Source organism: Spirillospora sp. CA-128828, assembly GCF_050945415.1.
Lineage (GTDB): Bacteria > Actinomycetota > Actinomycetes > Streptosporangiales > Streptosporangiaceae > Spirillospora.
In genome coordinates this window covers 2,448,948-2,462,905 of record NZ_CP191986.1, presented here as the reverse complement: position 1 = coordinate 2,462,905, position 13,958 = coordinate 2,448,948, and the positions used below count along the sequence as shown (strand labels likewise).

Genomic DNA, 13,958 nt, shown 5'->3' with positions numbered 1-13,958 from the left:
CACGAACGTCATGATTTTGTCGAATGTTGGTCGCCACGGAGGCCCGGGACCAGCGTGCCGAGTGGTCAGAATGTAGGCAGATTTCTAGCGACCGTCAATACTTTGCCTAATGTTTGGTGTACTCGTCCCAGCGGGCGACGAGGTCCTTCTCGGTGTCCGGGCTCAGGTCGCCGAGGAGGCGGAGGCGCGCGATTCCGCCGTCCGGGTAGATGTCGAGGCGGACGCTGGTGACCTCGGGCGACGAGAGCCGGAAGCGGTGGCGCGTGTCCGGCTGGAGCGGGGTGCGCGGGATGAGGCGCCAGGAGGACGCCCGGTTGTCCGGAGGACGGCGGTCGTCGATGCCGGTCAGCGCGAATTCGGCGGGCGCGTTGAACTTGAGGTTCGTCGTGTCGATCTCGACGAGCCTGATGACGCCGGGGGCGGCGAGGTGGACGAGGGCCCAGTCGTGGCCGTCGTCGCGGCGGCGGGCGGTCTCCCAGCCCTCGGCCTGGGTGCGGGCGGGACCGGGGAACAGCATGTTGTCGGGCGACGAGTAGAACCGGTTGGAGCAGTCGGCGACGCGGCCGCCGTTCTCCAGGGCGGCGAGGTCGACGGTCATGCTGGTGAGGAAGGCCGGGTTGGGGACGACGTGGCCGTGCACGCGGAGCCGCGCGATGCCGCCGTCCGGGAACATGTTGAGCCTGACGTGGGTGAACACGCGGCCCGGCTCGGCGGCGGCGAAGGCGTGCGCGGAGTCGCCCTTGAGCGCGCTCTTCGGGACGATCTCTACCCAGTCGGCGTCCGCCAGCTCGGCGGGCGAGGGGTGGCCGTCCACGAAGCATGCCTCCACGGAGGCGTGCGGCGGGAAGTTGCCCGTGAACCAGGCGGTGTCGATGACGACGCCGAAGATCCGGCCCGGGAGGCCGAGGCGCACCAGCGCCCAGTCGTGGCCGGGTCCCCGGCGGCGGGCGGTCTCCCAGCCGTCGTAGATCTGCCCCTTCGGCCCGAAGGTCTCGGGTGTGAAGGCCGGTTTCCACGGGTTGAGGAGGTTCTCCTTCTCCGCGAACGACTCGTCGCTCGCGGCGATGACCGCGCCGCCGAGCGTTCGGAGGGCCAGGTCCGGCAGCGAGGTGAAGTCGGTCATCGCGTCTCCGATCGGCTGAGCAGGCGTCCGGCCGGAGCGTCCGCGACGAGCGTGCCGCGCAGCCAGGTGGCCTGGACGACACCGGTCAGCGTCCTGCCTTCGTAGGGGGTGACGGGGTGGCGGTGGTGCAGCGCCGCGGGGTCGACCGTGAACGTCTCGTCCGGGGCGAACGCGACGAGGTCGGCGTCGTTGCCGACGACGATGCCGCCCTTACGCGGGACGGCGGCCAGGCCGGCGGGCGCCTCGGACATCCAGCGCACGACGGACGACAGGCCGTGGCCGCGTTCGCGCGCCGCCGTCCAGACGGCGGGCAACCCGAGTTGCAGGGACGAGACGCCGCCCCACGCGGTCGCGAAGTCGCCGCGCTTCAGCTCGGGTGTGCAGGGTGAGTGGTCGGTGACGACGCAGGAGATGACCCCGGAGGCGAGGCCCTGCCAGAGCAGGTCCCGATTGGCCTCGTCGCGGATGGGCGGGCAGCACTTGAAAGCGGTCGCCGGTGAGCGCGGCTCGGTGGCGTCGGCCGCGCACAGCGTCAGGTAGTGGGGGCAGGTCTCGGCGGTCACGGGCAGGCCGTCGGCCTGGGCCTTCACCAGGACGTCCAGGCAGTCCGCGGCGGACAGGTGCAGGATGTGGGCGCGCACCCCCGTCTCCTCCGCCAGCCGGACGACCCGCTCGACCGCCGCGCGTTCGGCGGACGGGGGCCGCGACGCCAGGAAGGCCGGGTAGTCGCCGGCGGACGGCGGGGCCAGCGACGCGGGATCCTCGGCGTGCACGATGACCAGCCCGCCGAACGAGGCGATCTCCCGGAAGGCCGCCCGCATCTCCTCGACCGTCAGCGGCGGGAACTCCGGGACGCCCGAGTCCGACGTGAAGCACTTGAACCCGAAGACGCCGAGGTCGTGCAGTGGGCGCAGCGAAGGCACGTTGCCCGGGACGGCCCCTCCCCAGAACCCGACGTCCACGGCGCACACGCCCTCGGCGGCCCGGCGTTTCGCCGCCAGCGCGGCCGGGTCGACGGTGGGCGGAAGCGAGTTGAGCGGCATGTCGACGAGGGTGGTCACGCCGCCCGCCGCGGCGGCACGGGTCGCGGTGGCGAACCCCTCCCACTCGGCGCGTCCCGGCTCGTTGATGTGGACGTGCGTGTCGACGAGACCGGGCAGCAGGGCGACATCGCCGAGATCCACCGAGGCGGCGGCCCGGGCGGCGGCGTCATGGGCCGAGATCGCGGTGATCCGGCCGTCCCGGACGGAGACGGCCGCGGGGCGCTCACCGTCCGGCAGAACCGCCCGCCGCGACCGGATCAGGAGGTCATCCACCGGAACTCCTCCGGCGAGGGCCCCTGCGGCGCGTACCCCAGCGAGATCCGTCCGGCGTAGCCGATGTCGTCCAGGACGGCGAACACGCGGCCGAAGTCGATCCGGCCGGTGCCGGGACGTCCCCGGCCCGGCGCGTCGGCGATCTGGACATGTCCGATGTCGGCGGCGTGCTCCCGCGCGACCCGCTCAAGGTCGTCGCCGTTCGTCGCCAGATGGAACGTGTCGAACAGGAACCGGACGTTCTCCGCGCCCGCCGCCCGGACGCGCTCCACGACGGCGACGGCGTCCGCCGCCGTCTCCAGCGGGTAGGCGCCGTTGAGCCCGCGCGCCAGCGGCTCGATCAGGAGCGTCCCGCCGAACCCGCCCACCGCGCCGGCGGCGTGGACGAGGTTCCGTGTGGCGGCCCGGTCCTGCTCGGACGCGTCGACGCCGTCGAGCCGCTGCCCGTAGAGCGCGTTGAACGACCGGACGCCCGTCCGCCCGGCGATCCGCTCCACCACCGCCAGGCTCGCCCGGAACTCCTCGGCGCGGGACGGGTCGGACAGCACGCCGCGCTCCCCCGCCGGCATGTCGCCCGCGTACAGGTTGAGCGCGATGAGCCGCACGCCGGCGTCCTCGATCGCCGCGCAGAAGGCGTCCACGTCCGCCGCGGGCGGCACGGGCCGCCCCGGCCACGGCCACCAGAACTCGACCGCGCCGAACCCGGCCGCCCGCTCCGCGGCGGGCCGGCCGAGCGGCGGGAAATCGGTGAACAGGATCGAGCAGTTGACCGCGAACCGCCGCGTCATGGGCCTCCTTGGACGATGTGCTCCGGCCGCACCGGCACCCGCGTGAGCGGCCGGCCCGTCGCGTCCCGGATCGCCGCGACGATGGCGGGCGTGGACGACAGCGTCGGCGGCTCCCCCGCTCCGCGCAACCCGTACGGCGCCTCCGGGTCAGGATTTTCAAGGATCTCCAGCCGCATCGGCGGCATGTCGAGAATGGTGGGGATCAGGTAGTCGGTGAAGGACGGGTTGCGGACCAGCCCGTCCGACACGACGATCTCCTCCATCACGGCGAGGCCGAGGCCCTGCGCGGACCCGCCGTGGATCTGCCCCTCGACCCCGGACCGGTTGATGATCTTCCCGACGTCCTGGACTGCGGCCAGCTCGACGACCTTGACGAGCCCGAGGTCCACGTCCACGTCGACCACGGCGCGGTGCACGCAGAGCGCGAGCTGGGTGTGGCTGCGGCCCTGCCCGGTGACCGGGTCCATCCGGGCCGTGGGCCGGTGGTGGTACTCGCGGGTCTCCTCGATGACGGCGTCCCCGAGGACGTCCTCGATGGTGCCGAGCACGCCGTCCGCCCGCGACATGATCTTCCCGCCGACCACGGCCAGGTCGGCGCGCCCGGTGCGGCGCGCGGCGAGCGCGAGGAGTTCGGCCCGGACCGCCTCGCACGCCGTCTTCACCGCGCCGCCCGACATGTACGACTGGCGGGACGCGCTGGACGACCCGGCGTCGCCGACCTGGTTGTCGGCCGGCGCGATCGTGACCTTCTGGACGCCCAGCTCCGTCCGCGCGATCTGCGCCTGGATCGTGACGAGGCCCTGCCCGACCTCCGCCGCGGCGGTGTGCACGAGCGCGGTCGCCTCCCCGCCGATGACCTCCAGCCGGACACGGGCCGTGGACAGGTCGTCGAAGCCCTCGGAGAAGCAGATGTTCTTGAGCCCGACGCCGTAGCCGACGCCCCGCACAACGCCCTCGCCGTGCGTCGTCTGCGACACCCCGCCCGGCAGGTTCCGGAGGTCGGACCCGTCCGGACCGGCCGGCAGCGGCATGGCCTCCAGCCGCGTGAGCATCTCGGCGAGGGGTGCCGGCGATTCGATGACCTGCCCCGTCGCGAGCTTCGACCCCTGCGTGACGGCGTTGCGGCGGCGGATCTCGACCGGGTCGAGTCCGCACGCGGCGCCGAGCCTGTCCATCATCGACTCGTAGGCGAAGCACGCCTGCACGGCCCCGAATCCGCGCATCGCGCCGCAGGGCGGGTTGTTCGTGTAGACGCCGTACGCGTCGATCCGGATGTTGGGGATCTCGTACGGCCCGACTCCCAGCGAGGCCGCGTTGCCGACCACGTTCGTCGTGGACGAGGTGTACGCGCCGCCGTCCAGCACGATCTCGACGTCGGCGTACAGGAGCCGCCCGTCGGCGGTGGCGCCGTACTCGTACCGCATCTGCGCGGGATGCCGGTGGACGTGCCCGAAGAACGACTCGTAGCGGTTGTACGACATCTTGACGGGCCTGCCGGTGTGCAGGGCGAGCATCCCGGCGTGGATCTGCATCGAGAGGTCCTCGCGCCCGCCGAACGCGCCGCCGACGCCCGCGAGCGTCATGTGGACCTGGTCCTCGCGGAGGCCGAGGCAGGGTGCGATCTGCCTGAGGTCGTTGTGGATCCACTGCGTCGACACGTACAGGTCGATCCCGCCGTCCTCGGACGGGACGGCCAGGCCGGACTCCGGTCCGAGGAACGCCTGGTCCTGGATGCCGACCTCGTACTCGCCCGACACGACGACGCCGGCCCCGGCCTTGGCGGCGTCCACGTCCCCGACCCGGACGGGCTGGTACCGGGTGATGCCGCCGCGCTCCTGGACCTTCTGCCCCTCCGGGTCGGCGATCACGGCGCGCGGATCCGTGATCGGCTCCAGCACCTCGTACCCGACGGCGATCTTCTCCAGCGCGCGCCGGGCCGTCTCCGGGTGGTCGGCGGCGACCAGCGCGACCGGCTCGCCCTGGTGCCTGACCTGGTCGATCGCGAGGACCGGCTGATCATCGGTGTGGTCGATGCCGAACGTCCCGCGGCCCGGCACGTCCTCGTGCGTGAGGACGGCCCGGACGCCGGGCAGCGCGAGCGCCGGCCCGATGTCGAGCGACCGGATCCGCGCCCTGGGATGCGGGCTGCGGAGCGTCGCGCCCCACAGCATCCCGTCCATCCACAGGTCGGACGCGTAGGCGAACTCGCCGGCGACCTTGAGCGTGCCGTCCGGCCGCAGCGGGCTCTCGCCGACCCCGCCGATGCCGGGCGCTGCGACATGACCTGGGCTTTTCACCGGGGACGCCATTCAGAGCACCTCCTCCGCGAGCCGCATGAGACGGCGGTGGGCGTCGGCGCCGCGCCGTCCGGCCTCGTCCTGCGGGACGGTGACGAGCGTGTCGCCGTCCACGACGGTGCGCCCGCCGACGAGGAGACGCCGCAGCGGCGGCGTCGGCCCGAACGCGAACGCGACGACGGGGTCGTCGACCGCCGCCTGGAAGCCGTCCACCCGCCAGAGCGCGATGTCGGCGAGCTTGCCCGGTTCGAGGGAGCCGATCTCGTCGTCGCGGCCGAGGCAGCGGGCCCCGCCGAGCGTCGCCATCTCCAGGGCCTGCCGGGCCGTCAGCGCCGTCGGACCGTACCGGGCGCGCTGCATGTAGATCGCCTGCCGCAGTTCCCCCGCCAGCGGGACGAGTTCCGCCGACGCCGAGCCGTCCACGCCGAGTCCGACCGTCGCGCCCTCTTCCAGCAGATGCGACACGCGGGCGATCCCGGCGCCGAGACGTGCGTTCGAGCTCGGGCAGTGGGCCGTTCCGGTGCCCGTCTCGGCGAGCCGCTTGATGTCGGTGTCGTGCAGGTGGACGCAGTGCGCCAGCCACACATCCGGGCCGAGCCAGTCGATCGAGTTCATGTACTCGGTCGGCGTCATGCCGAACTGTTCGGTCGTGTGCTCTTCCTCGTCCAGCGTCTCGGCGAGGTGCGTGTGCAGCCGGACGCCCTTCTCCCGCGCCAGTCGCGCCGACTCGACCAGCAGTTCCCGGGTGACGGAGAAGGGGGAGCAGGGCGCGACGGCGACGCGCAGCATGGAACCGGGCGACGGGTCGTGGTAGCGGTCGATCGCGGTCTCGGTCTCGGCGAGGATCGTGTCGAGGTCCTCGACGACCTCGTCGGGCGGCAGCCCGCCCTGCGACTCGCCCCGGTCCATCGATCCGCGGCACGGGTGGAACCGGACGCCGATCTCCCGCGCCGCCTCCACCTCGGCCGCGAACAGGTCGCCGCGTCCCTTCGGGAACAGGTAGTGGTGGTCGGTGGACGTCGTGCAACCCGACTTGGCCAGCCAGCCGAGCCCGGCCGTCGCCGCGCCCGCCACGACCTCGGCGTCCATCTTCGACCACGGCTTGTAGAGCGTCGTCAGCCACTCGAACAGGGTGCTGTCGGTGGCCAGTCCCTGGCTCGCCCACTGGTAGAGGTGGTGATGGGTGTTGATCAGGCCGGGCGTTGCGAGGCAGCCCGTTCCGTCAATGCGCTCGGCCTCGCCGCCTGGCCCGGCGCCGGGGCCGACGGCCGTGATCCGGTCGCCGTCGACGACGATGTGGCCGTCCGGGTACTCGTCCCCGGAGACGGTGACGACGTGCGCGTGCTCGATGATGCGCCTCACTTCGCGACCGCCTTCCGCTCCGCCGCGAGGCGCACCGCGTCGAGGATCTTCTCGTAGCCGGTGCAGCGGCACAGGTTCCCCGCGAGCGCCTCGCGGATCTCGGCGTCGGACGGCACGGGGTTCCGCTCGATCAGGTCGTGCGCCTGGACGATCAGCCCCGGCGTGCAGAACCCGCACTGGACCGCGCCCGCCTCCACGAACGCCTCCTGGACGGGGTCGAGCCGCTCGCCGCCGGGCGGGCCCTCCGACAGGCCCTCCACGGTGCGGACCTCCCGTCCCTCCGCCTGCCCCGCCGCGACCAGGCACGCGCAGACCGGCACACCGTCCAGGTAGACCGTGCACGAGCCGCATTCGCCCTGTTCGCAGGCGTTCTTCGAGCCCGGCAGGCCCATCCGCTCGCGGAGCATGTAGAGCAGGCTCTCGCCTTCCCAGACGTCGTCCACGGTCTCTCCCGAGCCGTTGACGGTCAGGTTCACGCGCATCAGGACCCCTCCCTTCCCGTGGTCGCCGTTCGGTGGTCGTTCCATGCCCAGGTCAGCGTCCGGCGTGCCAGCACCGCCAAGGCGTGCCTGCGGTAGTCGCCCGTCCCGCGGACATCGTCGATCGGCGACGCCGCGTCGCGCACCAGCTCACCGAACCGCTGCGCCGCCGCCGCGGGGAGCGGGCCCCGGCCGTCCCAGTCCAGCTCGCGGGAGATGAAGGCCTCCGCCTCGGTGGCGCGGCGGGGCGTCGGCGCGGCCGAGCCGAGCCCCGTCCCGACGCGGCGCTCCCCCGGATGCAGGGCGATCGCGAAGGAGCAGACCGCGATCACCATCGCGTTCCGGGTGCCGATCTTGGAGAAGTACTGCGGGCCGGACGCGGGGGCCGTCCAGAACGCGCGGATCAGCTCGTCCGGCTCCAGCGCGTTCTCCTTCACGCCGGTGAAGAACTCCGCAGCCGGGATCATCCGGGTGCCGCGCGCCGCCGACTCGGCCTCGATGACGGCGTCCCCGGCCAGCAGCGGCGGATGGGCGTCCCCGGCGGGCGAGGCGGCGCCGAGGTTGCCGCCGGCGGTGCCCCGGTTCCGGATCTGCGGCGACCCGACCGTCCGGGACGCCTGCGCGAGGCCGGGCAGCCGGCCGCCCAGCTCGGTGATCAGCCGCGTGTAGGTGACGCCGGCGCCGACGCGGAGCCGCCCGTCCGCCGTGTCCCATTCGGCGAGGTCGCGGACGCGGGTCAGGTCGAGCAGCGCCTCGGGCCGGTGCACGTCGAAGTTGATCTCGACCATCACGTCGGTGCCGCCCTGGACGGGCCGCGCGCCCGGCCGCTCCGCCTTGGCGGCGAGCGCGTCCTCCCAGGTCACCGGTCGCAGGAAGTCCATGTCTCCAGAATCCCTCAGTTCCAGGCGGACGGGGCGTCCGGCGCGTCGTCGGTCAGCACCGTGCCCTCGATGAGCCCGTACGGGCGGTCCGCGGCGAAGTAGACCTCGTTGTCGTTGTCCATGCCGAACGGCTCCAGGTCGACCAGGAAGTGATGCTTGTTGGGCATCGACAGCCTGACCTCGCAGAGCTCCGCGCGCTCGGCCAGGACACGGCGTCCCATCTCGTAGAGCGTCTGCTGGAGCGACAGGCTGTGCGTCTCGGCGAACGCGCGCAGCAGGCGGTCGCGGGCGGCGGCGTGGGAGTCGTCCCAGGAGGCGTCCGTGTCCCGGTGCCGCCATCGGGCGGTCACGGCGGTCGCCAGGATGCGGTCATCGGTCGGCGCGAGCGTCGTGTACTCGTCCTGGACGAAGCCGTGGAACTCGCTGCCCGTCGAGTTGAGGACGACCAGGTCGGTGAGCCCGGAGACCACCGACTCCGTCTCGGCGTCACTGTGGATCAGCGCCGTCCGCACCTCGCCGCCGTCCCGGACGAACGAGTGCCCGCCGGTGATGCGCCGCCACCCGTACTCGTGGATCTCCACCCGGGCGTGCGTGATCGACGGCTGGGAGCCGACGAAGTGGCGCGCGAGCAGCAGGCCGAAGTCCTCGATCGCGTCGATGCCGTGCTTCTTCGCGAACGCGAACACGGTGTTCTTCTGGCTGTCGGTGGGCAGGACGGCCGCGTTGTCGCCGGTCAGGTGGACGTCGTCCATCTCGCCGGAGAGGGCGACGCTGACGTTGAGATCCTTGATCCGGTGCGTGCCGCCGTCCCGCGTCACGCGGACGACGCGCGTCTCCGCCTTGCCGTAGCGGTTGGGCCCGAGCACGATCCCCATCAGAAGCCCCTCATGAGGGCTCCCACGCCCGCGGGTATGGGAGGAGACACTCTCCAGGTGTCGGTGTAAAGCGCCGCCCGGCCCGTCTGAGCACTGTGGTGCATTGTTAGACCTGTCCCACTAGTATATTGATCGTTGTGTCTGTGACGCGGAAGGTTCGACGTTTCTCAGGGGGCGTGTACGACCTGGGGTACCACGTAGTGTGGTGCGCCAAGTACCGCCGCCCGGTTCTTGATGGCCGCGTCGCGATACGACTGGAAGAGCTGATCAGGTCCAAGGCCATCGAGAAGGACTGGGAGATCATCGCCTTGGAGGTGATGCCCGACCACGTCCGCCTGTTCGTCAGAGCTCATCCGAGGGACTCCCCCTCGCACATCGCGAACCAGTTCAAGGGGTTCACCTCCCGTGTCCTGCGCGGTGAGTTCCCGCATCTGCGGTCCCGGCTGCCCACGCTGTGGTCGTCGTCATACCTCGTCTCGTCGGTCGGCGCGGTCTCGGACGACACCGTCCAGCGGTACATCGACACCCAGTGGGAACGGCCCTGGAAGAAGGAGCCCAGGGGTGCGTAGGTCCTACAAGTTCCTCCTGCGCCCGACCTCGCGGCAGGCCGGGTCGCTGGCGGCGATGCTGGCCGACCACTGCACCCTGTACAACGCGGCACTTCAAGAGCGGCGGGACGCCTACGCCCACCCCTCTCAAACGAAGATCCGGTCCCGGTCCCGGTTCGACACCGTGGAGTTCCCCAAGGACGGCGACGGCTGCCGGTGGGAAAGCGTCCCGCACGACCGGCAGACCCGCGTCCGCTTGCAAGGCGTCGGTCACGTGCGTGTGCACCAGCACCGCCCTATCGCCGGGACGGTGAAGACGATCAGCGTCAAGTGGGAAGGTAACCGCTGGTACGTGATCCTCTCGTGCGACGACGTCCCTGCCGAACCACTGCCTGCCACCGGCCGCGTGGTCGGCATCGACATGGGCGTGACCCACTTCCTGGTCACCTCGGCCGACGAGTACGTCACCAACCCGCGTCCCACGCGCAGCACGGCGGACCGATTGGCCGCCGCACAGCGTGCACTTGACGCTTTCCCCAAGAAGGTCAGAGCCACCAACCGGACCAGGAAGCATCGTTTGGCCGCCCGCAAGGTCGCCCGCCTGAATGCCAAGGTGCGCCGTGAGCGACTGGACCACGCGCACAAGGCCGCCAACTTCCTTGTGCGCAGCGCGGACGTGATCGCGCACGAGAACCTTGCCGTGGTCAACATGGTCCGCCGCCCCAAGCCCCGCCAAAGCCTGGACGGTACCTATGCGCCCAACGGCGCCGCCGCCAAAGCCGGGCTGAACCGTTCGATCCTGGATGCGGGCTGGGGGGTGTTCCTGGAAATACTCACGCACAAGGCAGAATGCGCCGGTCGTAAGCTGATCTCGGTGAACCCCGCCCAGACCTCCCGCGCCTGCCCCGCATGCGGGCATGTGGCCAAGGAGAACCGCGATCGAGAGATCTTCGAGTGCACCGCCTGCGGGCACCGCGACCACGCCGATCATGTCGCAGCACTCAACATCGCACAAAGGGCCGGGCTGGCCCTCCGAGCCGTCGCTTAGCCGACGGCGCGGGAAGCCCGCGCGTTCACGCGTGGGTGGAGTCACCTAGCTCCCCCGGTAGGTCGAGTACGCGAACGGGCTGATCAGCAGCGGGACGTGGTAGTGCCGTCCCGGATCGTCGATCGTGAACGCCACCGTGACCTCGGGGTAGAAGTCCGACAGTCCCTCGGTCGCGAACGTCAGCCGGTGCACCCCTTCCTGCGGGTGGACGCCCCACTCCTTGATCCGGCCGTCGGCGTCGGTGCGGGCCTCGGCGAGCGTCGTCCAGCCGCCGTCCGGGTCACGCCGGTCGAGCCGGACCGCCACCCCGGCGGCGGGCAGCCCCTTCGCCGCGTCCAGCACGTGCGTCGACAAGCTCATGTCCGCTCCTCCACCAGCTTGGCCAGCCGGAGATCGACGATCTTCGCGAGTTCCCGGCGGACGACGTCCCGCTCGGTCTCGACGTCATTCCCCAGCCTTTCGAGCAGGTCACCGAGCATCTCCAAGGCCGGGAGCCCGGACGCGCAGATCAGGAACACGTGCCCGAACCGCCGCTCGTAGGCCCGGTTTCCCTCGATCAGGGCGGCCTGAACATCGGCCGCCGCTCCGTCCATCCCGGACTGCTCGCCCCGCGACCAGCCGGCCTCGCGCGTAGCGGCCTCGACCCGCTCCCCGATCCGGGGATGGGCGGCGAGGGCCTCCTCGACGTCGGCCCATTCGAGGTCGTCCAACGCGCGCTCCGAGGCCGCCCGCAGCGCGCCGAGATCCGCGTACGACCGTCCGGCGATCGCCCCGACCCATCGGCGGGACGCGCAGCACGCCGCCAGCTCCTCGCTGCCTGGTTCCAGCACGCTTGCAGTACACACAGCCGCCCCGAGGCGGGTCGAGTGACAGGACGTCCTAACTGTGCGCCCGACAGGACGGCTCCTTTTGTAGGTTGCTACATATGCTGCTGCGTTCCCTGCTCGCCATGGCGGAGCTCCGGTTGGAGCTCGTCACCGGGGAGGACGAGCTGGACCGGCCGATCCGCTGGGTCGTCACCACCGACCTGCTCGACCCCGGCCGCTACCTGCGCGGGCGGGAACTCGTCCTCACCGGGCTCGTCTGGCGCACCGGGCCCGCCGACTCGGAGACCTTCGTCCGCGCTCTCGCCGGCGCGGGCGTCTCCGGCCTGGCCGCCTGGGACCTCAGGCTCGGCACCATCCCCGAGGACCTCGTCGAGGCGTGCCGCAGGCATCGGCTTCCGCTGTTCAAGGTCCCCGAGGACGTCGCGTTCGCGACCGTGACCGAGGAGGTCGTCCGGCACCTGTCCGGCGCCCGCGCCGCCGACCTGACCGCCGTCCTGGACCGGCACCGCCGGCTGGTCGAGGGCACGGGCCTCGGCGCCGTCGTCGACCTGGTCGGCCACTGCCACGTGCTCTCGCCGACCGGGCGCGTCGTCGCGGGGCCGCCGCCGCCCGACCCCGCCGCGCTGGCCCGGGCCTTTCTCACCGCGTCCCGGCTGCCGCACCACGTCCCCGCCCTGGACGCGTCGATCTTCCCGGTCGGCCCGGACGACACGCCCCGCGCCGCCGACTGGTTCATCGCGCTCGACGGCGACTTCGCCGGCTGGCCGCCCGAGCGCCACACACTCGCCGGGGAACTCGCCGCGATCGTCGCCCTCGAACGGGCCCGGCTGCGCGCCGAGGACCGCTCATCGCAGGAGGTCGTCACCGCCGCCTTCGCCGGGGAGGTCGCGGAGCCGGAAGGTCTACCGTTCCCGGTCGTCGCCGTCGCGGCCTCCTCGCAGGGGGCATTGCGTCCGGGCGAGCTGCGCACGGTCCTTTCCGAGGCCGTGGCCGGCGCGCACCCGGTGGTCGGGATGCTGGACGACGAGGCGATCGCGCTCGTCCCGTTCACAGGGCAGGACGTCGCCGCCGCGGTCCAGGACGCCCTCGACTTCCTGTCCCCCGGCCTGCCGGGCGGCCGCATCGCCGTCGGGGTCGGCGACACCGCCATGGCGACCGGGCTGCGCGGCGCCATCGAGGAGGCCCGCTACGCCCGCCGTCTCGCCGCCACCCGCACCGCCCCGGTCTGCGTCGTCCGGCACGACGAACTCGCCACGCACGTGCTGCTGCTCGCCAGCGTCCCCGACGACGTCCGCCAGATGTTCAAGGTGCGCCTGCTGGACCCGCTGCACGCCTACGACGAGGTCCACGGCGCCGACCTCGTCCGCACGCTGGAGACGTTCCTGCACAACTCCGGGTCCTGGACGCGCTGCGCCGAACAACTCCACCTTCACGTCAACTCGGTCCGCTATCGCATTCAGCGCATCCAGGACCTCACCGGCCGCGACCTGTCCCGGCTCGAAGACCGGGTCGACTTCTTCCTGGCCCTCCTGGTCTGAGCCCGCGTCAGGACGTCTGGCGGAGGATCGCGGGGACGACCGTGTCCCAGGTCCGCCGGGGCAGTTCGCTGCCCGTGGCCGGCAGGGTCAGGAGTTCGGCGCCCGGGATCTCGGCGGCCAGCGCCCGGCCGTTGCCCAGCGGGAAGAAGAGGTCGTCCTCGCCGTGGACGACGAGCGTCGGCGCGACGATGCCCGGGAGACGTTCGCGCCAGCGCTCGCCGCAGTCCAGTGCCGCGAAGACGGTCCCCATCTGGTTCGCCCGGTGCGCCTTGCCCGGGTCCGCGCCCGTCGGCGTCCGGTCGTAGATCAGTTCGATGTTCGCGCGGGCCTCGGCCTCGTCGAACGCCGGGCCCGCGAGGTGCCGCGCGTTCTCCACCATGAACGCGACCACGGACTCGCGGTCCGTCCAGTCGACCTTCGGCATGTTCATGAAGTGGGTCATGAGTTCGGGCGCGTGTTCGGGCAGGTCCGGGTCGCTGGGCCCGGGCGCCGTGGGCCTGGTGGCGATCAGGGTGAGGGTCGTGACGCGGCCGGGGTCGTCAAGGGCGAGGAGCTGGGCGATCCAGCCGCCGGGCCCGAAACCGGCGACGTGCGCGGACGGCAGGTCGTGGGCGTCGAGGACGCCCGCCGCGTCGGCGACCAGATCACGCAGCGTGTAGCCGGGGGCCTCCGGGTCGGCGGACGTGGACCGGCCCGTGTCGCGCAGGTCGTAGCGGATGACGAACCTCCGCAGGGCGGCGAGCCGCGCGCAGAGGTCGCCGGGCCATGTGAGCATCGAGTTGCCGATCAGCAGGATCGGCGCGTCGGCGGCGTCGCCGAAGGTCTCGGCGCACAGTTCCACGTCGCCGGCCTTGATGATTCTCTCCATGACGAGGT

Annotated in this window: 14 protein-coding genes; 3 read left to right on the top strand and 11 right to left on the bottom strand. The window is 72.0% G+C overall.

The window, feature by feature from the left end:
• Positions 1-106: 106 nt before the first annotated feature.
• The 8 genes from alc to pucL are packed head-to-tail and all read right to left on the bottom strand — an operon-like array spanning position 107 to position 9,121.
• Positions 107-1,123, bottom strand: coding sequence for an allantoicase (gene alc / locus ACQPXG_RS12295; RefSeq protein WP_433467785.1), 1,017 nt, complete (start codon positions 1,121-1,123; stop codon positions 107-109).
• The gene (allB, locus tag ACQPXG_RS12290; RefSeq protein ID WP_433467784.1) at positions 1,120-2,439 is read right to left on the bottom strand and encodes an allantoinase AllB; all 1,320 of its coding nucleotides are present in this window, start codon (positions 2,437-2,439) and stop codon (positions 1,120-1,122) included. Before allB ends, alc begins: the two co-directional genes overlap by 4 nt.
• Entirely contained in the window at positions 2,424-3,227 is an 804-nt protein-coding gene (locus ACQPXG_RS12285) for a hydroxypyruvate isomerase family protein (RefSeq protein WP_433467783.1), read from the bottom strand. The genes allB and ACQPXG_RS12285 overlap by 16 nt, the downstream gene beginning before the upstream one ends.
• Complete coding sequence (gene pucD / locus ACQPXG_RS12280) at positions 3,224-5,536, bottom strand: xanthine dehydrogenase subunit D (RefSeq protein WP_433467782.1); 2,313 nt, start codon at positions 5,534-5,536, stop codon at positions 3,224-3,226. Before pucD ends, ACQPXG_RS12285 begins: the two co-directional genes overlap by 4 nt.
• On the bottom strand, positions 5,537-6,886 hold the full coding sequence (locus ACQPXG_RS12275; protein WP_433467781.1) for an 8-oxoguanine deaminase: 1,350 nt from the start codon (positions 6,884-6,886) through the stop codon (positions 5,537-5,539).
• Complete coding sequence (locus ACQPXG_RS12270) at positions 6,883-7,368, bottom strand: (2Fe-2S)-binding protein (protein ID WP_433467780.1); 486 nt, start codon at positions 7,366-7,368, stop codon at positions 6,883-6,885. The genes ACQPXG_RS12275 and ACQPXG_RS12270 overlap by 4 nt, the downstream gene beginning before the upstream one ends.
• Positions 7,368-8,246 (bottom strand): FAD binding domain-containing protein, encoded by an 879-nt coding sequence (locus ACQPXG_RS12265; RefSeq protein WP_433467779.1) that lies wholly within the window; start codon positions 8,244-8,246, stop codon positions 7,368-7,370. Before ACQPXG_RS12265 ends, ACQPXG_RS12270 begins: the two co-directional genes overlap by 1 nt.
• 14 nt (positions 8,247-8,260) lie before the next feature.
• Positions 8,261-9,121 carry a factor-independent urate hydroxylase gene (gene pucL / locus ACQPXG_RS12260; protein ID WP_433467778.1) on the bottom strand — a complete coding sequence of 287 codons (861 nt, stop codon included), beginning with the start codon at positions 9,119-9,121 and terminating at the stop codon, positions 8,261-8,263.
• 143 nt (positions 9,122-9,264) lie between these two features.
• On the opposite strand from pucL, the gene tnpA reads away from it, so the two are divergent.
• A complete protein-coding gene (gene tnpA, locus ACQPXG_RS12255; protein ID WP_433467777.1) occupies positions 9,265-9,690 on the top strand; it encodes an IS200/IS605 family transposase in 426 nt (141 codons plus the stop codon).
• Between the two features lie 55 nt (positions 9,691-9,745).
• On the top strand, positions 9,746-10,717 hold the full coding sequence (locus tag ACQPXG_RS12250; RefSeq protein ID WP_433467776.1) for an RNA-guided endonuclease InsQ/TnpB family protein: 972 nt from the start codon (positions 9,746-9,748) through the stop codon (positions 10,715-10,717).
• Between the two features lie 45 nt (positions 10,718-10,762).
• On the opposite strand, the gene uraH is transcribed toward ACQPXG_RS12250, so the two are convergent.
• Together uraH and uraD are read right to left on the bottom strand one after the other, a co-directional pair.
• Positions 10,763-11,077 (bottom strand): hydroxyisourate hydrolase, encoded by a 315-nt coding sequence (gene uraH, locus ACQPXG_RS12245; protein WP_433467775.1) that lies wholly within the window; start codon positions 11,075-11,077, stop codon positions 10,763-10,765.
• A complete protein-coding gene (gene uraD, locus ACQPXG_RS12240; RefSeq protein WP_433467774.1) occupies positions 11,074-11,547 on the bottom strand; it encodes a 2-oxo-4-hydroxy-4-carboxy-5-ureidoimidazoline decarboxylase in 474 nt (157 codons plus the stop codon). Before uraD ends, uraH begins: the two co-directional genes overlap by 4 nt.
• Before the next feature lie 95 nt (positions 11,548-11,642).
• On the opposite strand from uraD, the gene ACQPXG_RS12235 reads away from it, so the two are divergent.
• Positions 11,643-13,082, top strand: a complete 1,440-nt coding sequence (locus tag ACQPXG_RS12235) for a PucR family transcriptional regulator (protein ID WP_433467773.1) — start codon at positions 11,643-11,645, stop codon at positions 13,080-13,082.
• Positions 13,083-13,089: 7 nt separating this feature from the next.
• On the opposite strand, the gene ACQPXG_RS12230 is transcribed toward ACQPXG_RS12235, so the two are convergent.
• Positions 13,090-13,950, bottom strand: coding sequence for an alpha/beta fold hydrolase (locus ACQPXG_RS12230; RefSeq protein ID WP_433467772.1), 861 nt, complete (start codon positions 13,948-13,950; stop codon positions 13,090-13,092).
• Between the last annotated feature and the right edge of the window lie 8 nt (positions 13,951-13,958).